Annotated in this window: 19 protein-coding genes and 1 pseudogene; 10 read left to right on the forward strand and 10 right to left on the reverse strand. The window is 41.5% G+C overall.

Annotated features, from left to right (window positions below; translation table 11 throughout):
* Nucleotides 1–10 precede the first annotated feature (10 nt).
* The 4 genes from I6E84_RS08765 (at nucleotide 11) to I6E84_RS08780 (ending at nucleotide 4,575) form a co-directional block, all read left to right on the forward strand.
* Entirely contained in the window at nucleotides 11–670 is a 660-nt protein-coding gene (locus I6E84_RS08765) for a 3-oxoacid CoA-transferase subunit B (protein WP_197217511.1), read from the forward strand.
* Between the two features lie 50 nt (nucleotides 671–720).
* Nucleotides 721–1,953: a 3-oxoadipyl-CoA thiolase gene (gene pcaF / locus I6E84_RS08770; RefSeq protein ID WP_197217513.1), complete on the forward strand. Its 1,233-nt coding sequence runs from the start codon at nucleotides 721–723 to the stop codon at nucleotides 1,951–1,953.
* A gap of 88 nt (nucleotides 1,954–2,041) precedes the next feature.
* Complete coding sequence (gene pcaD, locus I6E84_RS08775; protein ID WP_197217515.1) at nucleotides 2,042–2,818, forward strand: 3-oxoadipate enol-lactonase; 777 nt, start codon at nucleotides 2,042–2,044, stop codon at nucleotides 2,816–2,818.
* 392 nt (nucleotides 2,819–3,210) lie between these two features.
* Nucleotides 3,211–4,575 (forward strand): MFS transporter, encoded by a 1,365-nt coding sequence (locus tag I6E84_RS08780; protein WP_194196746.1) that lies wholly within the window; start codon nucleotides 3,211–3,213, stop codon nucleotides 4,573–4,575.
* A gap of 506 nt (nucleotides 4,576–5,081) precedes the next feature.
* Here I6E84_RS08780 and I6E84_RS08785 read toward each other — a convergent pair.
* The 4 genes from I6E84_RS08785 to I6E84_RS08800 form a co-directional block, all read right to left on the reverse strand.
* Nucleotides 5,082–6,479 carry an FAD-binding oxidoreductase gene (locus I6E84_RS08785; protein ID WP_320158636.1) on the reverse strand — a complete coding sequence of 466 codons (1,398 nt, stop codon included), beginning with the start codon at nucleotides 6,477–6,479 and terminating at the stop codon, nucleotides 5,082–5,084.
* 141 nt (nucleotides 6,480–6,620) lie between these two features.
* Nucleotides 6,621–8,048: a VOC family protein gene (locus tag I6E84_RS08790; RefSeq protein WP_197217519.1), complete on the reverse strand. Its 1,428-nt coding sequence runs from the start codon at nucleotides 8,046–8,048 to the stop codon at nucleotides 6,621–6,623.
* A 69-nt stretch (nucleotides 8,049–8,117) separates the two neighbouring features.
* The gene (locus I6E84_RS08795) at nucleotides 8,118–9,395 is read right to left on the reverse strand and encodes an aspartate aminotransferase family protein (protein WP_197217522.1); all 1,278 of its coding nucleotides are present in this window, start codon (nucleotides 9,393–9,395) and stop codon (nucleotides 8,118–8,120) included.
* 281 nt (nucleotides 9,396–9,676) lie between these two features.
* Entirely contained in the window at nucleotides 9,677–10,588 is a 912-nt protein-coding gene (locus I6E84_RS08800; RefSeq protein ID WP_197217524.1) for a LysR substrate-binding domain-containing protein, read from the reverse strand.
* A gap of 506 nt (nucleotides 10,589–11,094) precedes the next feature.
* Between I6E84_RS08800 and I6E84_RS08805 the strand changes: the two genes are divergently transcribed.
* Complete coding sequence (locus I6E84_RS08805) at nucleotides 11,095–12,387, forward strand: dicarboxylate/amino acid:cation symporter (protein WP_197217526.1); 1,293 nt, start codon at nucleotides 11,095–11,097, stop codon at nucleotides 12,385–12,387.
* A 49-nt stretch (nucleotides 12,388–12,436) separates the two neighbouring features.
* Here I6E84_RS08805 and I6E84_RS08810 read toward each other — a convergent pair.
* A pseudogene (locus I6E84_RS08810) lies at nucleotides 12,437–12,816 on the reverse strand (transposase); the annotation flags it as partial.
* Nucleotides 12,817–13,305: 489 nt separating this feature from the next.
* Here I6E84_RS08810 and benE point away from each other — a divergent pair.
* Both benE and I6E84_RS08820 read left to right on the forward strand, forming a co-directional pair.
* Nucleotides 13,306–14,502 carry a benzoate/H(+) symporter BenE gene (gene benE, locus I6E84_RS08815; RefSeq protein WP_197217528.1) on the forward strand — a complete coding sequence of 399 codons (1,197 nt, stop codon included), beginning with the start codon at nucleotides 13,306–13,308 and terminating at the stop codon, nucleotides 14,500–14,502.
* A gap of 145 nt (nucleotides 14,503–14,647) precedes the next feature.
* Nucleotides 14,648–15,082 (forward strand): hypothetical protein, encoded by a 435-nt coding sequence (locus tag I6E84_RS08820; RefSeq protein WP_197217530.1) that lies wholly within the window; start codon nucleotides 14,648–14,650, stop codon nucleotides 15,080–15,082.
* 4 nt (nucleotides 15,083–15,086) lie between these two features.
* On the opposite strand, the gene I6E84_RS08825 is transcribed toward I6E84_RS08820, so the two are convergent.
* Together I6E84_RS08825 and I6E84_RS08830 are read right to left on the reverse strand one after the other, a co-directional pair.
* A complete protein-coding gene (locus I6E84_RS08825) occupies nucleotides 15,087–15,311 on the reverse strand; it encodes a hypothetical protein (RefSeq protein ID WP_197217532.1) in 225 nt (74 codons plus the stop codon).
* A 233-nt stretch (nucleotides 15,312–15,544) separates the two neighbouring features.
* Nucleotides 15,545–16,438 (reverse strand): LysR family transcriptional regulator, encoded by an 894-nt coding sequence (locus I6E84_RS08830; RefSeq protein WP_197217534.1) that lies wholly within the window; start codon nucleotides 16,436–16,438, stop codon nucleotides 15,545–15,547.
* 168 nt (nucleotides 16,439–16,606) lie between these two features.
* Between I6E84_RS08830 and I6E84_RS08835 the strand changes: the two genes are divergently transcribed.
* From I6E84_RS08835 to I6E84_RS08845, 3 genes are all read left to right on the forward strand, one after another.
* Nucleotides 16,607–17,584, forward strand: a complete 978-nt coding sequence (locus tag I6E84_RS08835) for a zinc-dependent alcohol dehydrogenase family protein (protein WP_197217536.1) — start codon at nucleotides 16,607–16,609, stop codon at nucleotides 17,582–17,584.
* Nucleotides 17,585–17,806: 222 nt separating this feature from the next.
* A complete protein-coding gene (locus I6E84_RS08840; protein WP_197217538.1) occupies nucleotides 17,807–18,790 on the forward strand; it encodes a hypothetical protein in 984 nt (327 codons plus the stop codon).
* Between the two features lie 30 nt (nucleotides 18,791–18,820).
* Entirely contained in the window at nucleotides 18,821–19,357 is a 537-nt protein-coding gene (locus I6E84_RS08845) for a hypothetical protein (RefSeq protein WP_197217540.1), read from the forward strand.
* 652 nt (nucleotides 19,358–20,009) lie between these two features.
* On the opposite strand, the gene I6E84_RS08850 is transcribed toward I6E84_RS08845, so the two are convergent.
* From I6E84_RS08850 to I6E84_RS08860, 3 genes are all read right to left on the reverse strand, one after another.
* Nucleotides 20,010–20,963 carry a DMT family transporter gene (locus I6E84_RS08850; RefSeq protein ID WP_320158635.1) on the reverse strand — a complete coding sequence of 318 codons (954 nt, stop codon included), beginning with the start codon at nucleotides 20,961–20,963 and terminating at the stop codon, nucleotides 20,010–20,012.
* A gap of 223 nt (nucleotides 20,964–21,186) precedes the next feature.
* Nucleotides 21,187–22,650 carry a sodium:solute symporter family protein gene (locus tag I6E84_RS08855; RefSeq protein WP_194196763.1) on the reverse strand — a complete coding sequence of 488 codons (1,464 nt, stop codon included), beginning with the start codon at nucleotides 22,648–22,650 and terminating at the stop codon, nucleotides 21,187–21,189.
* 280 nt (nucleotides 22,651–22,930) lie between these two features.
* The gene (locus I6E84_RS08860) at nucleotides 22,931–24,187 is read right to left on the reverse strand and encodes a M24 family metallopeptidase (protein ID WP_227681414.1); all 1,257 of its coding nucleotides are present in this window, start codon (nucleotides 24,185–24,187) and stop codon (nucleotides 22,931–22,933) included.
* Nucleotides 24,188–24,291: the final 104 nt, after the last annotated feature.

The following is a 24,291-nucleotide window of genomic DNA, read 5'->3' on the forward strand; positions in this document are numbered from 1 at the left end:
GAGCGTCATCATGAGCCATACCTCTTACACCGTTTTGACCCGTGACCAAATAGCCGAACGAGCTGCACAAGACATTCCAGATGGAGCCTATGTCAATTTAGGCATCGGACTACCGACTAAAATCGCACAATACTTATCTAATGATAAAGACGTATTTTTGCATTCAGAAAATGGGCTATTAGCTTTTGGTCCATCACCTGCCAAAGGTGAAGAAGATCCCGAACTGATTAATGCTGGAAAGGAGTACGTTACTATGCTCAATGGCGGTAGTTACTTTCATCATGGTGACTCTTTTGCCATGATGCGTGGTGGCCATATCGACATTTGCGTATTGGGTGCGTTTCAAGTAGCCACTAATGGTGATCTAGCTAATTGGAGTACTGGTGCAGAGGATGCGATACCCGCTGTTGGAGGTGCAATGGACTTAGCCGTCGGTGCTAAAAAAGTCTTTGTGATGACCAATCATACAACTAAGACTGGCAATCCTAAAATCGTCAGCGAGCTTACCTACCCTGTAACTGGAAAAAACTGCGTTGACCGCATTTATACTGACTTATGTGTTATTGATGTCACTGATAAAGGACTGATAGTCACTGAAATGGTCGATGGTATGAGTTTTGTGGACTTGCAAGAATTAACTGGTGCAATGCTAATTGACGCTACTAAATAAAAAACCCTCTTAATAAAAGCCTAGAACAATTAAAACTCAGGATAATCGCCATGACTGATTCAATCACTCGTTTAAATAATGCTTATATTATCGATGCCATTCGTACCCCTTTTGGTCGTTACGGCGGCGGTCTAGCGCCTGTACGTGCAGACGACTTAGGTGCTATCCCCATCAAGACGCTAATCGAACGTAATACTAATGTTGATTGGGTAAAAGTAGATGATGTCATCTACGGCTGTGCCAATCAAAGCGGCGAAGACAACCGTAACGTCGGACGTATGTCGTCATTGCTAGCCGGCCTACCTTATCAAGTTCCTGCAACTACTGTTAATCGCTTGTGCGGCTCGTCGATGGATGCGTTAGCGATAGCTGCGCGTGCGATTAAAGCCGGTGAAGCTCATCTAATTATCGCAGGTGGTGTTGAGAGCATGAGCCGTGCGCCATTTGTGATGGGTAAATCAGACAAACCCTTTGGTCGTAGCCAAAATCTTGAAGACACCACCATGGGTTGGCGCTTTATCAATCCAAAACTTGATGAGCTATATGGCACAGAAACCATGCCTCAAACGGCTGAAAATGTTGCAGAGCAATTTAATGTCAATCGAGCTGACCAAGATGCATTTGCGCTACGTAGCCAACAACGTACTAAAGCGGCGCAAGAGTCAGGATTCTTCAAAGATGAGATCACCCCTGTCGTCATCTCACAACGTAAAGGCGAGCCTGTCACCATCGATACTGATGAGCATCCTCGTGCTGATACTACACTTGAAAAGTTGACCAAATTACGCCCTATCGTCACCGTAGACGGCACCGTAACCGCTGGAAATGCTTCTGGAATCAATGATGGCGCAGCAGCCTTCTTAATAGCGTCAGAGCAAGCGGTTAAAGAATTCAATTTGAAGCCGCGTGCACGTATCGTGGCCTCAACTACGGTAGGCGTTGAGCCACGTATTATGGGCTTTGCCCCAGCACCAGCGATGAAAAAGCTACTAGCGCAAACTGGTCTGTCACTTGATGATATGGATGTCGTTGAATTAAACGAGGCCTTTGCCGCCCAAGCTCTAGCCTGCACACGTGATTTGGGTTTATCTGACGATAGCGCACGTGTCAATCCGAATGGCGGTGCGATTGCCCTTGGTCATCCACTCGGCGCATCAGGTGCACGTTTGGTCTTAACTGCTCTCAACCAGCTTGAAAAAACGAGTAAGCGTTATGCAATTTGCTCAATGTGTATCGGTGTTGGACAAGGCATCGCAATGATTATTGAACGTGTTGAGAGCTGATTAATCGTTCAAAATAAAATAGACACCCAGCTTAATAAATCAAAAAGAGAACCTTAATCACCCGATAGTTAAAACAAGGACGTTCATCATGCCTGTATTTGAAAATAAAGGTGTCACGCTAAACTATGCCACCTTTGGCGATAGCAGCAACCCTGCCCTAATATTCTCCAACTCTTTAGGTACTAGCTATCATATGTGGCAACCACAAATCGATACCTTGCAAGCCGATTACTTTATCATCTGCTATGACACTCGTGGCCATGGTAAATCATCAGCACCCAAAGGTCCTTATAATTTAAACCAGCTTGGGCAAGATGTGATTGATTTGTTAGATCACCTGCATCTTGATAAGGCATTTTTTTGTGGCATTTCTATGGGCGGCATAACAGGTCAATGGCTAGCTATCAATCATCCCGATCGCTTCCATCACTTGATGTTATGTAATACCGCCGCGAAAATTGGTAACGAAATAGCATGGACGGAGCGTGCAAGATTGGTACGTGAGCAAGGTCTAGCTACTATCGCGGCTACAGCTGCTCCGCGTTGGTTCACAGCAGATTTTATCGATCATTACCCAGATGTAGTCGCGGCATTGTCTAACGCTCTTGCGGCTGGCAGTGCAGAGGGCTACGCAAGCTGCTGCGAGGTGTTATCTATCGCTGATACTCGCAAACAGTTAAAAGATATTCGTGTACCAATTACAGTGTTAGCAGGCGTTGAAGACCCAGTGACGACCGTTGCCGATGGCCAATATATGGTCGATCATATACCTAATGCTACGCTTGCGACTATCAATGCTTCGCATATCTCAAATATTGAACAACCTGAAGCATTTAATGAGTATGTTAGATATTACCTACAATAACGCCAGTAAATGCTTTTAAAAAACACATTTATTAGCCTTGATTAATTAGGCTAATTTAATCTATTTATCTTACATTTTTAATCATCTATATTTTTTTTTAGTATATGGATAATTTTCTGCGCATCCGGTATTTTTATATTAGAAATCAATGAAAATTTTTGGTGTTAGTTGTCTTACATACACTCACTGCAAGCATCATTCTTCGTATCTAATACTTTATAAAAGTACTCACTCCTCTAATTAAGATGAAGGCCAACATTATTTCAATAAAGTGTTATATGGAAATATATACCTTTTAGGTATCGATTAATACCTAGATAGTTTTTGACTTAGCATCTGTAAAACCCTAACTTGTAAAGCACGTATAAGGATATCATCAACGGAGAATATGAATGGAATCTCAAACCTTAAACATCAATAAAGTTATTGATGAAGCCAAATTTTCACCTTTTCATTGGAAAGTCCTGTTTTGGTGCTTATTGATTATTATCTTTGACGGCTACGACCTCATTATTTACGGCGTGGCTCTCCCACTACTTATGGAAGAGTGGTCGTTAACTTCGGTACAAGCAGGTTTTCTTGCTAGCGCAGCACTATTCGGCATGATGTTTGGCGCCATGATTTTTGGCACTTTATCTGACAAGATCGGTCGTAAAAAAACAATTATGATCTGTGTCGCTCTATTCAGTAGCTTTACTTTCTTTGGTGCTTTCGCTAGTGGGCCTATGCAGTTTGCGGCTTTACGCTTCATTGCAGGTCTAGGTATTGGCGGCGTGATGCCAATCTGCGTGGCACTAACATCTGAATACGCACCGAAACGTATGCGTAGTACTTTAGTCGCTATTATGTTCAGTGGTTATGCAATTGGTGGTATGACGTCAGCATTATTAGGATCTTTTTTGGTTCTAGATTTTGGCTGGGAAATTATGTTTTATATTGCGGGCATTCCTACTTTACTATTGCCAATTATATGGAAGATGCTACCTGAATCCTTGATGTATTTGGTCAAAGAAAATCGAGAAGATGAAGCTAAAAATATCGTTCAAAAATTGGCTCCTCAAGAAAAAGTTACACCCTCTACCACTTTAGTACTGGACGAACCCACCAAAGGTGATGATGCCCCAATTAAAGCGTTATTTCTGAATAGACGTGGATTCACTACTATTATGTTTTGGATCGCATTTTTTATGTGTTTGCTGATGGTTTACGCTTTAGCAAGCTGGTTACCAAAGCTAATGATTCAAGCCGGTTACTCGCTAGGTGCTAGTATGCTATTTCTATTTGCACTTAATATTGGTGGGATGATTGGGGCTATTGGCGGTGGCGTACTGGCCGATAAGTTTCATTTAAAACCTGTATTGACTATTATGTTTGTCGCTGGTGCCGTGGCACTAATACTACTTGGCTACAATAGTCCTCAAGTTGTACTGTATACCCTTATTGCGATTGCTGGCGCTACCACTATCGGCTCACAAATTCTGCTCTATACTTTTGTGGCTCAATATTATCCTACCGCTGTACGTACGACGGCTATGGGTTGGGCATCAGGTATTGGGCGTATTGGTGCTATCGTAGGTCCAATCCTAACTGGTGCGCTACTCACCTTAGAGCTGACCCATCAGATGAACTTCTTATTTATTGCTATACCAGGTATTATCGCAGCCATCGCTATCTTCTTAGTGAATCTTACTGCAGCAGTGGACAGTAAACATGGTAGCGTGACACCAGCTACTTTAGATAGACCTATAGCAACCTAGGTCTGAGTCAGACTTTACTTTCGTTCAGATATTCTTTTCTTATAATTATCAGTGTTGAGCGTACTCACAATGTGGGTACGCTTTTTTGATACTTTGAATGAAAGATTAGTCCTCTGCTGTTCATCACTTAAAAGTTTCATTTGTAGATCCTTACTTTTCAAAGAACTGCTAATACTATTGATTTTGATACTCTGAATTTATTGATATAGTCTAATCCAAATAAAACTGGAACAACCCATATCATGAAAGAGTTTAGGTGATACTGTTAGTATTAGGATTTGTGAAAAACCTGTATTTAAGCTACCTCATTAAGAACTTCCAATAAATTGAAGGTACTTTTTTATTGATCATTATGTTTTACCAATATATAAAAAATAATGAAAATTTTATGATTACATTATTATGCACTGGTATGTAGACAACCCCTTAGAATTAAAGATATTAAAAAAGACGCTAGCCTTTCGGGTTAGCGTCTTTTTATTTGGGCTAAGCGTTTAGCATGCTTCTCACATATCAAAAATCTTACCACGGTTCATGATATTGTTTGGGTCGAATACTTTTTTGACTTCTCTTAAGTAATTAATCTCTGTCTCGCTGCGGCTATACTGTAGATAGGGCTTTTTGGTCATGCCCACGCCATGCTCAGCAGACACTGAACCGCCATATTTTTGTACCGTCTCAAACACGTGTTTGTTAACGATTTGACACTCGGCAAAGAAATCATCTTTACTCATGTTCTCAGGCTTTAAGATATTGAGATGCAAGTTACCATCGCCGATATGACCGAACCAACACACCTCAAAGTCAGGATAGTTACTACTAACGATGTGGTCAATCTGTTCAATAAACTCTGGCACATGGCTGATAAGCACAGACACATCGTTTTTGTAAGGCGTGAATACTGAGATAGTCTCTGAGATATACTCGCGCAGCTTCCACAGCTCTGCTGCTTGCGTGAGGTTTTGGCTCATGACACCATCGACGACCCAACCTTGCTCCATACAATCCTCAAATATCGCCATGGCTTTATCCATGATGGGCTCATAAGGCGCTTCAAACTCTAATAGCGTGTAAAACTTGGTGCGAGATTCAAACGGCTCTTGTACTTGACCATGTGCCATCAGCTTATCAATCGCCACATCGTCAAAGAATTCAAAGGCGGTCAAATCAATCTTCGCTTGAAAGGCGGATAAGACACTCATCACATCGTTAAAGCTGTCCATACCGAGCACCATGACACTTAAGTCTTGTGGCTGACGTTCAAGCTTGATTTGTGCATGCGTGACTAAACCTAGTGTGCCTTCGCTACCAACAAATAATTGACGTAAATCATAACCCGTGGCGTTTTTGACCATACCGCGGTTGAGATGCAAGATGTCACCTTTACCGGTGACTACTGTCAGTCCCATAATCCATTGACGGGTCATACCATAGCGAATGACTTTAATACCGCCGGCGTTGGTACCGATATTGCCACCGATTTGACTAGAACCTGCTGAGGCAAAGTCGACAGGGTAGTATAGGTCTTTGGATTCGGCAAACTGTTGCAACTGCTGTGTTATGACACCGGCTTCGACTTCAACCATACGATCGGCAGGGTAAAACTTGCCAATATGATTCATTTTATCCATGCTAACCACAATCTCACCATTAGCCGCCACAGCACCAGCAGACAAACCGGTACGACCACCACTGGGTGTCAGGACGACGTTGTGTTCATTAGCAAGTAATACGATACTCTGTACTTGCTCAGTAGTCTTTGGAAAGACAATGGCAGCAGCAGCTGCAGCAAAGTGCTTGGTCCAGTCTTTGCCCCAATGCTCTAAGCTTTCAGCATCAGTTTTGATTTGGCTGGCGTCGAAATCATGATCTTGTTGCAACTTTTGTATGATAATATCAACCACCCCTTGTGAGAGGTCTGAAAAATTATTCACCGGATATATTCCCTAAGATAGTAAATAAAAACGCATTAATAGCTGCCACTATTTTTATCAATAGTGAGACAGAGGTTTTGCTATTTTGAACCGACTATACGTGTTTAACACTTATGCCATCTTTTGCAAAGCAACAAAACAATCTTGCAGACTCTGAGCTTGGGTCGTCTCATACAAAGCCAATTCATCTTGAACGTGAGTACCCAGTGCTTTTTCAAACTCCTGTTGATTCGAATTTCCCTCATAACTACTTTGTTCAGTGTCACGTAGATTCGACTGAAAAATTCCTGCCGCACTCACAGGTAAAAAATCTTCGTAAACAATAGGCTCAATACGTATCACGTTTTTTTCGATCAGCTCGATAATCGCGGATTTGGACTCAGCCGTCTCCAAGCTCGTGAGTTGCAAGTCAGTATTGCTGTTATCCACTGGTTGATAATAAAAATACGCTAAACCTTCTCTATGTAGCGTTTGATAATCATCAGGGAATTCAGCAAATGTCGCCTCTAAAATCTGATAATACTGTGAGGCATTGGCTTCATTTGGGGTCACACCTAGCTTTTCACGAGCGTCACTCAGCAGTTTGTCATATAGTGCTCGACCCTTTGGCGTCAATGCCACACCGCGCTGCTCAATCTCACCAAAGCGTGCCGTATGTTGGCCTTGCTCATAGCTACTTTGTCCTGCATCGGCCAACGTATTCTTAAAGCGAACCGCTTCTTCTAGTGCCTTAAAGCTCGTTTGTCTTAATAAAATCGGGCAATTTCGTTTTGGTGGCCCTTCGATGATTGCTTTTGGCGGTATCCCTCTTGCTTTCATGCTGTGCTGTACAGTATCAATATCCAACGTTCGAGGTGTTAGGTGGTTGATATGCGGGCCTTTGAACCCGACCACATCAGCGATGAGACCATGTTGCTGCAACAGTTTTTCATACAGCGCCTTTGACACAGACGTACTGTCATGCCAGCGAAACGTTTCTAGTGCCTCAACGACGAACTGCTGGCCTGCTTGCTCACTCAATCCACCTTGCGCTTCAAAAGACTCGATAAGCTCGATAACAGTATCAGTAAAGATATTACGGCGTGCCAATGCTGCTACAGCCTCTTCTTTGAGCGCCTCATCACCAATGAGATCTAAACGTAATAACGAAGTAAATACTCGAAAGGGGCTTTTACTCAATGACTCTGCATCAGTCGCTCGAAATGCGGTGGAGTGTACGGGCACGCCAGCAGGGGCTAAATCATAGTAGCCCACAGGATACATACCCATCACCGCGAACAATCGACGCATCAGACTAAGCTCAACAGCAGTACCCACTCTAATGGCACCGTGGCGCTCCATACTGAGCCTATTCATTTCGCCAGTATTCTCAAGCTGCGCTTTAAGATCAGGTTGAGCAGCTAAAACCTCGCTGTTCACGTCAGTGACCAAATCAACAAGATCACCATATAACGGCACTTCTGCTTGGTACATCGCTGACATGGCCACAGAAAATTGATGGCGAATATCATCGCTACTCATAAAGCTGTTATTACTCATAGATATTTATCCTTTTTATAGCTACCGAGAGAGCCTATTTCTGGTAACTCATTTATTAATAATTTGTGTTTAAAACCAGTCGACTGGATTTTGATTAGGAATCGTACGTAATACGTCTCTTAAAATATCAAGACCAGCTTGAAGCGTTTCAGGCTCGATGGTCAGCGGTGGTAACAATCGAATGATATGACGGTGCTTGCCACTTGGCATGAGCAGTAAGCCTCGCTTTCGTGCTTGGGTTAGTACGTGAGCCATCACACTAGGATGAGATCCATACTCCGCATGACGCAGCTCAATACCACGCATCGCCCCAATACCCGTGAGACCATATAGCCAAGGGCAAACGCCTTCCGCCTGCCATTGCGCGATACTTGTTTCAATCACTTGCGCATAGTGCTTGGCAGATGCCCATACATCATCCTCTTGCATGATGTCTATCGTGGCATTTGCCGCTGCACACGCCACTGGATTACCAGAGTACGTACCGCCCAAACTGCCTTTAGGCAAACTATTTACGACACTGGCCTTGCCTACGACCGCACCTAATGGCAAGCCGCCTGCGATGCTTTTACCCAGCAGTATCATATCTGGCTCAATGCCCAAATGTGAAAAAGCAAAAGGTGAGCCAGTACGCCCATAGCCTGATTGAATCTCATCCATAATCAGCAAGATACCGTGATCATCACAAAAGGCGCGCAGGTACTGAGCAAAAGAGGGCGACATTAATTGAAACCCTCCCTCCCCTTGTATAGGCTCTGCGATAATCGCACCAATATTACTGATGTCAGTTTCTACTTCAAACAAACGATTTAGCGCATCGATTGCCTGTTGGTCACTCACCTCGTTGTCTGGACTTGGGAAAGGAATGTGATAGACACTGCCGGCTAACGGTCCCAACCCTCGCTTGTAAGGAGCAACCTTGCCATTTAGATTAACAGCAGCCAATGTACGGCCATGGAACCCACCATCAAACGCGATGACACCGACACGCTGGGTTTTAAGACGGGCAATTTTTATGGCGTTTTCTGTGGCTTCCGCACCAGAGTTGGTGAGCATGCCCGATAGCTCACCACTGATAGGAATGAGCTCGCATAATCGTGGCATGAAGGTTTGATAGGGAGTGTGAGCAGCTGCATTGTAAGCATAATGAATGAGCGATTGGGTTTGATTGATAATGGCCGTCACGATGTGAGGATGGCAATGCCCAAAGTTCAAGACCCCAATGCCACCCACAAAATCAATATAGCATTGGTCATTATCGTCCCAGACTTTTGCATTTTTACCTTTGGTTAAGGTGATGGGATGCACCATCGTAAAAGCATCAGTGACGTTGTATAGCTTATCCATTAAGAGTCTCTTATCTTCCTTAAATGTGACCCTCATTTCAGCAAAACCTGATGCACTCAGCAAACGAATAATAGTTGTGCTTTCATTCCTTTTCGTCATTGTGGTAAAAAATCAAAGCTAAAACAGGAAAGACCTAAGCATAAATATATGTTCAATCAAAGTCTTATGAAGCCTTTCAACAAATTCCAATTAAATGCACTTGCACTGTGATTACTATCGATTAGCGGTAAATATTTATCTGACCAACAAGCACGACTCGTTTTTTAACGGTTCAACCTGCCCTAGGTTTCAAGATAAGCAGATATCCAATTTATAATGATTTTTATTCTGTGTGATTCGCCAAGCGATAATGGGTAAGTCATATAATAAGACCCTCTGCCTTTTGCAGCATAGTCCCATGCGGTGACCAGCGCCCCTGACTGCAACTCACGCTCTACCAAGCGTAGTGGTACCAGCGCGAGACCATACCCCAACAATGCCGCTGATATACATGCCTGAAACGTATCAAAACGTGGACCAATGAATGTACTATCAACACTGACCTCTTGCTGTTCGAAGTATTCGTACCACGCATTTAAGCGTGAGTTGAGATGCAATAAAGTATAGCTAGCAACACCACTAATAAAGGGCTTCTTGTCTTTTAAGTAGTCAGGATGACAGACAGCAACACTGTATTCATCAAACAGCTTAATTGCCTCCATTCCACCCCAGATACCAGTGCCATACAAAAATGCGATATCGACATTTTGGTCTTCAGAAAAAAACGGACCAACCTGTTCTTTGATTTCTACATTGATTAAAGGATACGCCTCATTGAACCCACTCAACGCAGGAATGAGCCAGCGTGAACAAAACGTCGGGTGCGAGACAATTCTCAATACCTCGGTATTATCACTGTGCGACACTAAATTAGTCGTTGCCATCTCGATATGCTTTAGTATATCTAGCACATCCAAATAATACGTCTTGCCAGCAGGTGTCAACGAGATTTTCTGCGGTGTTCGATAAAACAGAGCAATATTTAACACTTCCTCTAGCTGCGCGACTTGCTTACTGATGGCGCTTTGAGTCATAAGCATCTCTTGCGCCGCATTGGTAAAACTTAAGTGTCTAGCTGCTGTCTCAAAACATTGTAAAGCTTTGGTTGAAGGATATTTTCTAAAATCTAGCGAACTGTTGGTATCCGTTTTCATAACTTATTTTTAAATCCAAAATAGTAATTGTGGTTATATGTATCCAATTCGAAACACAGTCAATTCAAAATGACGGTGACATAAATGGTAATCCTGTTTTCTGCTGGTATAATCCTGCCTCGCTTGCTGTGTATCAAACATTCCAAAGGCTGTAAAACCCATCCCAACCGTTCTGTATCTGCTTTAAATTGATCGATTATATATCGAGTAAAGCGCCCAAGCGTTCATCAACAATAGGCGAAAATTCCTCCATCAGTAAGAAAAAAAGGAATGCTCGCCATAAATTAATTCGCTTGTTTCAGTGATTGTTGGTGTTTAGTATCTTTACCTTAAGGAAAAATTCTAATATCACATGTCTGAAAACTGACTGCATCCGTATCAAGCCAAAGCGTTTGAATCATACAGGACTGGACAATGGAATGTCTAAAATCAAAATATTCTCTTGCCCATCTCGATATATCCTTTTAAGGGTCAGTAACAGATATTGTAAATAACAGGAGATAGTAATGGGAATAATTTGGCGTTGGTATACCAGTATGTCATTCATGGTAAAAATGACGGGCGGCTTTTTAATAGGTATCTTTTTGGCACTGGCATTGGGCGAGCACAGTAGCTTTCTGTCACCGCTTGGAACCCTGTTTTTAAACTTATTAAAAATGGTCGTGATACCTCTTGTTCTTTTCTCTTTGATGGTCGCAGTCAACCATTCCAACCCTAAAGAACTCGGTCGGATAGGACTAAAAATATTCCCCTTTTATATCGTCTCGACTGGTATTGCGGTGGTCGTCGGTATTGTTTTGGCAAAAATGACCAATCCTGGTGCAGGATTTTCGTTACCGACCGCCGTAACTATGGATGCCCCTGCTCGCCCATCTTTCATTGATACCTTACTGAATATGGTACCCAGTAATATTTTCCATGCTTTTGCTCAAGGTGATATTCTCGCGGTCGTATTTGTCGCTGTTATCTCTGGATTGGCTATTTTATTCATGCGCCATTCGGCAGATGAGAAGCAACAAGAGATGGGTGATTTTTTATTTAAAATGCTCGAAGCCTGTAACGAAGTCGTCTCTAAAATATTGAATGGTATTCTGTTATATGCACCGATTGGCGTATTGGGCATCACTGCTAATACCTTCGGCACACAAGGATTGGATGTCGTTATTGCGCTGGGTAAATTCATTGGTACGTCATACCTTGGCGTCATCATATTGGTGGGTGTTGTGTTCCCAATCATGTTGAAACTCTTTGGCGTGAAAGTCATTCAATTCTATAAAAACATCAAAGAAGCAGCCTTTACCTCATTTGTGACCAGCAGTAGCCTGAGCACACTACCGATTACCATTAAATGCGCAGAAAAAGCAGGTATTGGTGAGCGTGTTGCCAAACTGACATTGCCTATTGGTGCAACCGTAAACATGAATGGTACGGCATTACGTTTTGGTGTCGCTGTTATTTTTGCAGCAGAAATCATGGGGATGTCACTGTCGGTACCTGAATTGGCCACCATTGTCATCATTGGCACTATGGCTGCGATTGGTACGGCTGGTGTGCCAGGTGCTGGATTAATCGGTATGTCTATCGTCTTTACCCAAGCGGGATTGTCTATTGAAATCGTTGCGCTCACCGCAGGTATCAATATTTTGGTCGATATGATCTTCACCTTTGGTAATGTCGTTGGTGATTTAGTAGGTGCCAAAATAGTAGACCAGACTGAGAAAAGAAGTAAATCTGGAAACTTAACCGATGCTAATTTAGGACATCAAAATGAGATGCAAAAAGTGATCGCTATTGAATAGATTTTAACTAGAAAAATTAATAATCTCTGGGTGTATTCTAGGCGTGTACTCAATTCATTTTGCAATGAATTGAGTACACACTAGGTAAAGTATAAACTTAAAATTGCGAGCCAACTTCTCATAACGAGTAGAAATGCTACGAAAATGCTTGAGTCTCGCAAACACATTCTTCACTACATGGCGTAACTTGTACAAATAGCTATCAAATTCTGGTCTAGACTGCTTGGCGTTCGCTCTTTTAAGGATGACAGGCATCATGCCATGCATGCGAACATTATCTCTAGTAACCTCTGAATCATAGCCTTTATCAGCGATAAAGTAATCAGCTCGTCAAATCGTTTCAATTAATTCAATCAATTTACCTGCAACTTGGTTGTCATGGACTTCACTCTCAGTGATTTTAAAATCGAGCGGATATCCATCGGCATCAAAGGAACGGTTCCCAGATATTATCGGTTAATACTTCTCTAGCCATTTTGGTTATCTGACTTATACTTTATAAAATGCATGCTTTATCTTAAAAGATATATCCGCTTGTGCATTTACATCTTGTTATCACAAATCAACTATATTTATACTAATAACGATATTTTTTATATCGTTATACATACTTTTCACGTAGTATAAAAATACATTTGTGCATAATGAATCATCCTTAGAGACACTTTCAATAAGAACACCAAAACAACCATTATGGCTGACAGATAGGCAGAAGTTGTCGGTACGGTAGACGGTGACATTTTGGCCAATGCTCTAGAAGATATAAAGGACGTTTATTTTTTTGTCGATATGATATGTTGTCGTGGCTAAGGCTTTATTGTTCGGCAACTATTCATATAAGAGGTCATATATCGCATGCGAACTCAAACTTATTATAAAAACAAGAAATCAATAATTTAAAACTTGTAGGAACGTAGGATGACAGCTTCAATACGAGACTTGAAAGAAGATTGGTCAATGTCAGCATCTGTTGCTGGATTTTTAGCGGTGCTTATTGCTTACGCTGGGCCACTGGTTATTTTCTTTCAAGCGGCACAAGTCGCGCAAGTGTCAGAGTCCATGATGGCGTCTTGGATTTGGGGTATATCGATAGGCACAGCGATACCTGGCATCTATCTTTCCATCAAGTATAAAGCACCTATCGTTACTGCTTGGTCTGCTCCAGGGACGGTGCTCCTCGTGACACTATTTCCGCAGATGAGTATCAATGAAGCTGTTGCCGCTTATATTATCTCAGCCATTGTCATTTTCACTGTCGGTGCGACAGGCTATTTTGATAAGGTCCTACGGTGGATTCCTAATAGTATTGCCGCTGGCATGATGGCAGGTATCTTATTTCAGTTTGGCTTAGGGTTATTTGTCGCCACTGATACCATGCCATTCATCATTTTTAGTATGTTGGGCTGTTATTTATTGGCCAAACGCTTGGCACCGCGCTATACCATGATTTGGGTATTATTATGTGGCGTCATCTTGAGTTTGTTATTTGGCAAGATGAATCCTGTTGATATCGATTTCACCATGACCATACCCACCCTCATATGGCCAGAATGGTCATGGTACTCAACATTTAACCTTGCAATCCCTCTTATTCTTGTGAGCTTAAGTGGTCAGTTTTTACCCGGGATGGCTATCTTGAATTTAAGTGGCTATGACACTCCCGCGAAACCTATTGTCATGGCCTCTAGCATTGCTTCATTAATTGTTGCTTGCGTAGGAGGTATTACTATTACATTAGCAGCCATTACCGCCGCCTTATGTACAGGAAAAGATGCGCATGAGCTCAAAGAAAAGCGTTATATCGCTGGTGTCGCCAATGGTCTCTTTTACTTATTAGGAGGGTTATTTGCGAGTAGTATTGTGCTAGTCTTTAGCTTATTGCCTACAGAGCTGATCGCGGCTTTAGCTGGTCTGGCATTGCTGGGTGCTATCTCAGCCAATATAACTGTTGCTATGAAAGATGATAGTCAAAGAGAATCAGCACTGATTACTTTTTTAGCCACGGCATCCGGTATGCAATTTCTGGGGTTAAGTTCGGTGTTTTGGGGCATTTGTATCGGTATGATTGCTCACTACGTATTGACTAAAAAAAGCAGTGAGCCGATGGGGGTATAGATTAAAAAACCGTAGAAGCTATTAATATAAACCAAAGACTGGTCATAGCAGCATGTGTCGATGTCAATAACAAGGTATCAATTTTTGCAGTGCTGCTCGATAAGTCAATAAAGTTTGGAATGACAGCCAAGGTAGCAAACCATATGTGAGAGGTGTATTAGCAAATAATAAAAATTATTCAGCGTCGCTGGACTATACCAATATCACCGCGTTAAACAGCCCAGAAGATAAAAAAAATTTTAAATTCATCGCTCCTTATACACTAACCAATAGTACCCCTGTATCAGATGAAGCACTGTCTAATTTAGATAATCCAAACCTTCCTAGCAGCTCACTTTATTTGGGATTTTTTGAGCTAGATTACAACACCAATAATATCACTCAACATAATCAACAGCTCTTAGGAAAGTACAGTACGCTGACTGACATACACTATAATGGACAAGAAACTGTCAATGTCAGCATACCTCAGCCCCCAACCGAAACCGACCAAAATAAAAACGTCAGGTCTAGTGTTTATGCTCTGACGTTTAAAGCGGGCGAAAAGATGACACGGATTGATAATGTGGTTGTGGAATAAGTGTTTAGTTCATTTGAGTCCCTGTCACGCTTGTTTTTACCTGCATGATTAGTGATAAGCAATAAAGGATTACTGCTAAGGCTAAAAAAATAAAAGTCAGAGGTAAAAACAAGCTGTCTTGAAGCACGCCATCAGAAGCAATGCCACCATAAAACAAGCTTTCCATCAGCCCAGACATTCCAGCGACGGCCAGCATAATTGAGCCACTGATAAATAATTTAGATGTCATGAAAGCTCCATAGGCTGATATTTAAGAATAATAAGTCATTTTAAATTTAGAAGTATTCATCAAGTCATGAGTGCCTAGGCATGTATCCTATATGAAATAATACGCATATTGGGCGCTCTCCTATTTTTTCATAAACTATTCATACTCGGTCTTTAAAAATATCAATATTCGTTAAAATGCATTTAGCAGGCGTTGACTATAAAAATTTGTGCGATCAAGCTGTAGACCCAAACTCAAATCGCTATCATGTGCTCTACCAGAAAATCTAAAAAAACGCGTGTTTTTGGTGAGACCATATCTCGCTTTAAATAAATAGCGTAAGTAGCACTAAGTTCTTCATAGGGACTAAAAACATGATCTGGCATGACTTGAACCAATGACCCGTTCGCCAATTCACTTTTAACAGCCCACAATGGGATTAGCGTCAGACCTGTATGATTCAATACCAGCTGCTTCTGACCATTCACGGAGTTGACTGAAACCTGACTATTAATCATCAGTTTTTTACTATCTTCTGCTATCAAAAACCACTCTTTCCAACCGTTATAACCATATCGAATACATTGATGATTAGCTAGATCGTCAACCCCACAAGGCATACCATTATTTTTTAAATATTGGGGGCTTGCACACAGTAAAAAATCATTAAATACCAAGCGTCGGGCAACCATGGTCGAATCAGATAAGCGTCCACTTCGAATAGCCACGTCAATATTTTCTTCTATAAGATCTACAACCCGCTCTGTTAACTCAATTTTTATATCAATATCTGGATATAACGACATAAATTTCGGTATCAATGGTAATACCATACTTTCACCAAAACCGACTGTCATGCTGATTTTAAGCTTACCCTGTGGCGTTATTTGTAAATCATTAACGGCTCTTTTGGCATTATCAAACTCTGACACAATTCGCTGAGAGTATTCGTAATATTTGTGCCCCGCTTCAGTCAAACTGGTGTTTCTGGTCGTTTTATTGAGCAGACGTACTCCCAACTCTTTTTCAAGCACTGCTAACTGCCGTGAAATGGAAGACGGCTGTACATCAAAGATGCGGCTGGCTTCTGAAATGCTACCGGTTTCGACAACACTATTGAAATATGCCAATCGATTTATTGAGCTCATCGCCACTCCTTTATTAAGTTGATAGGTATTCCATTTAACTGTAACCATGGCTTGCTCAAAAAGCAAAAGTAATTTGTTTACTGGGTAATGGTATGCTGGATTAGCAACGTCTAAACTGATTGTCCTGAAACAAACAATAAGACATTCACACCAGTAAAGGGCAATAACATGAAAGCGATGATCATTAAAGAAATCGGTACAACTGCAGTTTTTCAATTGGCAGAAAAACCAAAACCAACTGCAACACTAGGTCATATGGTTGTGGAAGTGAAAGCCACTAGTGTGAATCCTATTGATACCATGCTGCGCTCAGTCGAGCTGCCTTGGTCGGAGAATTTGCCAGAGATACTACACGGTGATGTAGCTGGTATTGTGAGCGAGATAGGTGCCGACGTCACTGAATTTAGTGTTGGTGACGAAGTTTATGGTATGGCTGGTGGCCTCAACGGTATTGATGGTGCACTTGCTGAATTCATGTTAGTTGATGTGCGTTTAATGGCTAAAAAGCCTAAAACACTCAGCATGAAGCAAGCCGCAGCCCTGCCGTTGGTCGCACTCACTTCTTATGAGGCACTCGTACAAAAAATGAATGTCAAAGAAGGCGATAATGTCTTGATTCATGGTGCAACAGGGGGCGTTGGTCATATTGCCGTTCAGCTAGCAAAAGTACTTGGCGCGACAGTCACCGCTACCTACTCTCCTGCTAATAGTGCACTAGCACAAACACTAGGCGCGGATCATCTAGTGGATTATACAACAGCGGAGGTTGATGATTATGTGGCGATGTATACTAACGGCGTGGGTTTTGACAAAATTTTCGATACGGTGGCTGGTGATAATATTCAAAAATCTTTTCAAGCCGTTAGATTCAATGGCCATGTTGCCACTATCTTACCCATTGCAGATCCATTGCAAGTTGCTCTCAAAGCCTTATCCTTTCACGGTGTTTTGGTGCTCATTCCATTATTTCATGGCGTCAACCATGAATCGCACGGTCGTATCCTGACAATGATTGCAGAGCTGGTTGATAGTGGCAAAATCACGCCTATCATAGATGATAGTAACTACTCTATTTGGGAGGTAGCGCGCGCGCATGACCATCTTGAATCAGGTAAAGCAGTGGGTAAGATCACGCTTACTGTATAGTGGTAGTGGTAGTGGTAAGGTTACTGAATACACACGGTCACAGGCTTTGAACTCCACTATCCTCTAGTGCCCTGACTTAGACCCCATTGAGAAAAATGAGTACAAACCAATATTCCACGCCAAGAATGGATAATGGTTTTTTAAATTGCTAAATGATGTGGGCTGTAATGAATTTATTATGAATTGCCTATATAACAATCTTCTGAAGGACTAAAAATTATTATGAGAAAAACGTTACTGCTCAGCATACTGATATTAAGTCTGACTGCGTGCCAGAACACCAATAAGCAGAGCCTAGAGACAACAACGGTTTTACAAAAAAACCTACCTACAACAACCGTAACTGATAAACATACTAACAATATAACGGGCGATTACGTCACAGACGGCTATACAAAACGTAACGAGGGTTATGACTGGTTTTCGATCAGCGTACGTGATGCTGGTCCAAACACTATTAGTTTGTCTATTCGTTCTCGCATAGACAAAAAGAAACCTACTTGTACATTAGACACCGTACTTCATAAAGCTAATGATGGACGATATCAGTTTTGGGTAGATAATAACCCCGTTTATTTGCGCTTTGATGACAATAGCTTATCCATTGAAGGCGAAAAATCTTATCTACAAAAAACAGCTTTTTATTGTAGCGGCGGTGCAACGCTTGGTGGCGTATATCAAAAATTAAGTGATACGCTGGATACTCGACAATTGGATAACTCGCAATACGCTACCTCACTCAACTATGGTGATTTTTCTACTCAAGTGACCAGTACCTCTGACGGCAATGGTGGTTATATCTTGCAGATTCAGCCCATGGGTGAAGACATTATCGAACGACCAATTAGCGATCCTGTTGTTAGTGCCGATGTGGGTGATATGAATGGCGATGGATATCCTGAAATTCTAGTATTCACTCAAAGTGTGGGTAGTGGTTCATATGGTGACGTGATTGCTTATTCGAGCAATAAAGGGCTGTCATGGAGTGAAGTCTCTTATCCAGAGCTGACTGATAAACTCAAACAAGGTTATATGGGTCATGATGCGTTTGCATTGGTTGAGAATGTATTGGTTAGACGTTTCCCACTCTATTTAGAAAACGATAGCAATGCCAATCCACAAGGTAAAACACGCCAAATTCAGTATCATATGATAGATAGTGAGGCTTCTCGTCAGTTTGTGGTTGACACGGTTAATGAGTTTTAAACACCTCTTAAAGGTTTACTGGGTCATAGAATGGAACAAGTGCTATATAAAAACTTTGAAATACAGTTAATTTTAGCATTAACTGTATTCACGACTGCCTGTACAAATACGGATCTTATGCATACTACCGCTATTGATACTGTACTTGAAGAGACGGATCTGGTAAAAGCTAAACCAATAGCTATCGAAAAATCGAATATAAATTTCGACAGTCATCCAATTGCAAAACGTTATAGAACTGTGATTAGTGGGGAATATGCGAAACAGGACGTGAATTTTGCAAACCATTACGTAGTAATAACATGGGGCTGTGGTTCAGGCTGTGTCAGTGGTGCGATGGTCGATAGCCGAAATGGAACGGTTTACGCTTTACCAGAAGATAAAGAATGGGGTGGTAATGGCACATATGTTACATTTAAACAGGAAAGCAATATTCTAACGTCAGTATGGGTAATTCCGACCCCAACAGGCGATACTGAAGAAACGCAAAAATACTGGAGATGGGATGAGCAATCTAAAGTATTTGCACATACTTCTGCATTTCCAACATGTCTTGAGAGTAAATAAGAGAGAAAACCTGTGAAAAAAATTACCAAAGTGCAAATGGCAACGATAATCGCCATAGTCCTTTGTATTGTATGGGAAATTTATATAGGTATATGGTCTAGAACACAAGTTGGAGCGATAATAAGAGTAGATATATTCATTATCTATCCAATTTTGATAGCTCTAATTATTATTTCAATTAGACAATACACAAGAAATAAGCGAAGCAATCATAGATAAAAAGGCTTAAGAGTAGTACGCGATGACATATTAGGCTTTTCTTTTCGACACTCGTTTTCGCAAACAGGACATATGTCATGCTTACTCTTCATATTGCTAACGACGCATCAGCTTCTAGCACTTTAAAACATTATTCCAAACAAAATAAGCTTGATGGTACAAACGAAGTGTTAGTGGTGTTTTGATGACTATCTCAATAGCTTAATCAGACCACCCTAAACCGACTTTTTCCGCTAAAAAAGTTTATCATAACGTGTGTTTATGGGAATACGTTCTGTGCGTTATACAGGCATCGAACTCTAAGCTGTATACTCAACATTTAGAGTGCTTTTAATAACTGTCTATTAACTCGTAGCGCAACTCACTATTTTTGAGAGCTCAGCAACTGATTTGAGAGAGTCACATTATAAATAATAATGTTTATAAAACTAAATTACGATAATTTTTGTCTTTTAAAACATCTTGGCAGTTGTACATTGGTCGAATTTGTTAGCCCATTTAATAAAGCAACGAGTAAAATCAAAACAATACCCATATATTGAATACCTGCTAACACTTGATGCAGGAGCAACACTGCCAAAAATATTGCGGTCAAAGGTTCAAAGATAGTAAATACTGACGCGCGTGTGGCCGGTAATTTTTCTAATGCTTTCATATATAATGCAAAAGGTGCAATCGTACCCACCAAAGATAAGCCCAGTACATATATCCAGCTAACAATGGGAAGCTGTATCAGCTTATAATAAGTTGTATACGTGGTAGGAATGAACAATAATACAATGCCACTGAACAAAATTGACGTAAAAAAGACAAGCGGTGCAGAGTGTTTATGATGCATGGCGCGTTTACCAAGCACACCATATAAAGAGTAACAAACGCCAGAGATCAGCCCAACGGCAATACCCCACTTCCCTTCAGTAGTGCCACCCATCGTAGTCATACCAACGCCCATCACTGCTACAACTGCCAGCAATGCAGCTTTATAAGTAATTCGCTCATCTAATAATAGGTGCGAGAAGGCCAAGCTAAAGACCGGCGCCGTATAGAGCAATGCGACTGCCGTGCCTGCACCCACATGAAGCACTGCAAATAAGTAGCAAACCGTCATACCCAGTACGCCAATTAGGGATTGTAGACCAAGCCCAAACCATTGACCGAGTGTTAGCCTGCTTAATGGTTTCCAGATCTTAGGCAACATCGCTATAGCAATAATAGCTGCCGTTACGATACGCAATATCGTAATCTGCCAACTACTAAAACCTAATTGACTAAGATAAGTCGAAAATATACCAAGTGTGCCCCAACATATGGCCGCCATAACAATTTGTATGGTGCCAATCCATGGCTGGACGTCAACTGCTATAGGTCTGGTGCTCAATGCTTCCACGACTAGTCACCTCTATTATTGAACATAAAATGTTCGTAATATGATTAAGTAAATATAAAACTGGTACAAAATAACTGAGTGTGAATCAGCATTAGCTTATCTATACAACTCGTACTTGCCAGCCTTACTGAATACGTTAACCGCTGAATTTATGACTATCAGTCAATAAACTCAGCGGTTAACTTAGGCTCAGTTAAGTATTCATAAATATAAGTATCTATATCTAAGCGCTGACAGCTTCTTCTGATATGGCTTTGACTCTATTAGGAACCAATACACTAACGACCACGTAAGTGATGGCTGATGCAGCTGATCCGATAAGAGGTCCTTCTACCCAGCCGACAATACCTGATGTTAAGAGATAACTACTACAAACAGCACCGACGATAATAGAGGCAATAGCAGCCATCGTTGAGCCTTTATAAAAGATGGTAACTAAAAGCACGCCAGATAAAGCTGCCATTAAAGTACCGCTAGAGAATATGCCTAGATAGCTAAGCATCGCTTCAGGTAAGAAGAAAGTAGAAATGAAGGCGATAGCAGCCACAATAGCGACCCACAATCTATTCAGTTTCAATAGTTCAGCCTCAGTGCGAGGTTTATTGTCAAATATAGCCAAACGCAAATCATGTGAGGCAGCAGTTGACAAGGTATGCAAGATAGAGTTTGCCGTAGACTTCATAGCGAAGAGAATAAACAAAGTGATCACACTACCTACCACACTTGGAATGGCATTGGCTAAATACCAAGGCATTGCTTCATCGGGATTGATCAGGCCTGGGTTTTTGATACGAACATATAAGCCAACGATAGGCACCAAACTCAAAATACACCCTAGAATGGCCGTATAGAAGCCTGTTTTGGCAATACTGATATTAGATTTCATCGCCAAAAAACGTACTGACATATAGGGCAATGCAGTACTAAAGATAAGCGCATAGACAAATACTAGAAAAACAGAAGCTTTGGCATTACCATATGGGTTAGAATTCTCTGGATTGACAAGGTTTGGATCTATCGCATTCAGCTGCGTCATCATATCTGCTAACGGAATATCAGTGAACACCTGAACCACTATATAAATGGCAGCAGTGGCCATCCCAATCACCATAAAAGTATCGGTCCAAGCAACGGCGAGCAATCCACCTGCCATGGTATAAATAGTAATAATCACCAATAAAAGCGCAGAAGCCAGAAGAGGTGAAATACCGAGCCAGCTACTACCCAACATACCAAGCGCTCTAATCTGAGCCGTCAAAAATACAGTCAAAAATATAATCATGCCCAAAGACGTGACAATACGCAAAGTGCGAGCAGATATTGAATTTCGATCATTACAGTGCAAATTGACGATAAATTCAGGAATGGTACTACTACCCATCTTCATGGCTCTATTACGCAAATAGACCGCAAAAAATAATACGGCGACAACCATGGCTGGTGCAAAAAAGAAATTACCTAAAAGCTCAATCGTCCCGTATTGGTATGCGGCACCAGGTGAACCCATAAAGCCCCAACCACTAAACCCAGTCGCCACGACAGTACCTGCCATAACAAAAGGCCCTAATGAGCGGCCGGCTACTAAAAAACCACTTTCCTCATCTGCTGACATGACTTTTGACGCTTTACTAGCCAATACAATGAGAAGCGCAATTGCTGCTAACAATATCATCCAATTAATAAACATGTCGATTCCTCGTATCGTTTACTACATTACTTGTTATGACGCTCTACGAAGAAATAACTCACTGCCAGTAATAGCGTCAGTACATTAATGGTCAAAAACCAAAACAACGTCCAGCTGTTAAGAAACAGGTCCATAATGTTATTTCCTTAATAAGTAAAATGTGAAAATAATTGCATCGTGCGAGGTGCATCATCGTCTATGTTGGCGGGCTTAAAATAAGAAAATTATTCATGGTAGCCCACTCAATATAGACAGTATTTATTGATGACACTCCCCTACATTAACGACCGATAATATTATGCTCAGGGCCGTACTTAAAGCCTGTGATATTATCAGCGCCCGTCTCATTGATGACTAAAATGTCATGCTCTCGATAACCGCCAGCACCCGGCATGCCCTCTGGAATCATAATCATCGGCTCCATAGAGATGACCATACCTGGCTCAAGCACTGTTTCAATATCTTCACGTAGCTCAAGTCCTGCCTCGCGTCCATAATAATGGCTGAGCACACCAAAAGAATGGCCATAACCAAAGCTGCGTTTTTCTAATAAGTCGTATTTTGCATAAATTTTATTCAGCTCATGTGCGATATCGCAGCAGCGCACGCCAGGTTTGATAAGCTCAAGCCCTGCTTCATGTACTTCACAATTTATCTGCCAGTAGCGTAGTGAATCTGCATCACATTTATCCAAGAACAATGTGCGTTCAAGCGCGGTATAGTAGCCTGCTATCATAGAAAAACAGTTAAGACTCAGTATATCACCCGATTGGACACGACGATTGGTCACTGGATTGTGGGCACCATCCGTATTAATACCTGACTGAAACCATGTCCATGTATCCATGAGTTCCACTTGACCAAACTGCTCACCAATAGCCTTCACCATCGCTTGTGTAGATGCCAAGGCAACTTCGTATTCGGGCACGCCATCATAAACAGCCTGTACCAATGCAGCTCCACCAATATCACAGACCTGAGCGCCCTTTGTTATTAGCGCTATCTCTTCAGAGGACTTAACCATTCTCATGGTCATACATGCTAGGCTAATATCAACAAACTCTACATTGGGTAAGATAGCTTTGAGCTTAGCAAAGCGATCCATTGGTAAATGATCAAACTCAATACCTACACGTCCGTGATGAGGAATTTGTTGAGCAATGGCTTTGAAATAGTTATCACGCTGCCAATCAGTGTAAACAATATTATTGTCACCCACAGTACGGCGCCAAGGCTGTCCACCATCGATATTGGCGGAGATTGACACGACTTCTTTTGAAGTAACGACTAGTCCATAAGGTCGCCCAAAAGAGCAATATATGAAGTCAGAGTAGTAATTGATGTTATGTATCGAGGTGAAAAGTACCGCTGCAATATTATGGTTGTCTAAATACTCACGAAGTTTCTCATGACGATTTGCATATTCTTGATGACTAAAAGTCGGTTGCACTTTCTGGCCGTTTTTAATTTCGATTAGACTTGGGAGATGCAGATTATCTAATGAGCCATCTAAAGAGGCTAGGTTTAATGAGTTCATCGATTTTCGAGAAAAATCTGTAGAAGATAACGTGCTAGTGAGGTCTTTTAGTGCTGACATGGAACGTCTCCAAAGTAGGTAATAATTAACTGAGAACACGTTCG

This window comes from Psychrobacter sp. SCQQ22 (assembly GCF_015864605.1).
GTDB lineage: Bacteria > Pseudomonadota > Gammaproteobacteria > Pseudomonadales > Moraxellaceae > Psychrobacter > Psychrobacter fozii.

Bases quoted from the DNA above. Each gene is read 5' to 3' on its own strand.
- I6E84_RS08765 (WP_197217511.1), top strand. From the start codon at position 11: ATGAGCCATACCTCTTACACCGTTTTGACCCGTGACCAAATAGCCGAA.
- pcaF (WP_197217513.1), top strand. From the start codon at position 721: ATGACTGATTCAATCACTCGTTTAAATAATGCTTATATTATCGATGCC.
- pcaD (WP_197217515.1), top strand. From the start codon at position 2,042: ATGCCTGTATTTGAAAATAAAGGTGTCACGCTAAACTATGCCACCTTT.
- I6E84_RS08780 (WP_194196746.1), top strand. From the start codon at position 3,211: ATGGAATCTCAAACCTTAAACATCAATAAAGTTATTGATGAAGCCAAA.
- I6E84_RS08790 (WP_197217519.1), bottom strand. From the start codon at position 8,048: ATGAGTAATAACAGCTTTATGAGTAGCGATGATATTCGCCATCAATTT.
- I6E84_RS08795 (WP_197217522.1), bottom strand. From the start codon at position 9,395: ATGGATAAGCTATACAACGTCACTGATGCTTTTACGATGGTGCATCCC.
- I6E84_RS08800 (WP_197217524.1), bottom strand. From the start codon at position 10,588: ATGAAAACGGATACCAACAGTTCGCTAGATTTTAGAAAATATCCTTCA.
- I6E84_RS08805 (WP_197217526.1), top strand. From the start codon at position 11,095: ATGGGAATAATTTGGCGTTGGTATACCAGTATGTCATTCATGGTAAAA.
- benE (WP_197217528.1), top strand. From the start codon at position 13,306: ATGACAGCTTCAATACGAGACTTGAAAGAAGATTGGTCAATGTCAGCA.
- I6E84_RS08825 (WP_197217532.1), bottom strand. From the start codon at position 15,311: ATGACATCTAAATTATTTATCAGTGGCTCAATTATGCTGGCCGTCGCT.
- I6E84_RS08830 (WP_197217534.1), bottom strand. From the start codon at position 16,438: ATGAGCTCAATAAATCGATTGGCATATTTCAATAGTGTTGTCGAAACC.
- I6E84_RS08835 (WP_197217536.1), top strand. From the start codon at position 16,607: ATGAAAGCGATGATCATTAAAGAAATCGGTACAACTGCAGTTTTTCAA.
- I6E84_RS08840 (WP_197217538.1), top strand. From the start codon at position 17,807: ATGAGAAAAACGTTACTGCTCAGCATACTGATATTAAGTCTGACTGCG.
- I6E84_RS08845 (WP_197217540.1), top strand. From the start codon at position 18,821: ATGGAACAAGTGCTATATAAAAACTTTGAAATACAGTTAATTTTAGCA.
- I6E84_RS08855 (WP_194196763.1), bottom strand. From the start codon at position 22,650: ATGTTTATTAATTGGATGATATTGTTAGCAGCAATTGCGCTTCTCATT.
- I6E84_RS08860 (WP_227681414.1), bottom strand. From the start codon at position 24,187: ATGAACTCATTAAACCTAGCCTCTTTAGATGGCTCATTAGATAATCTG.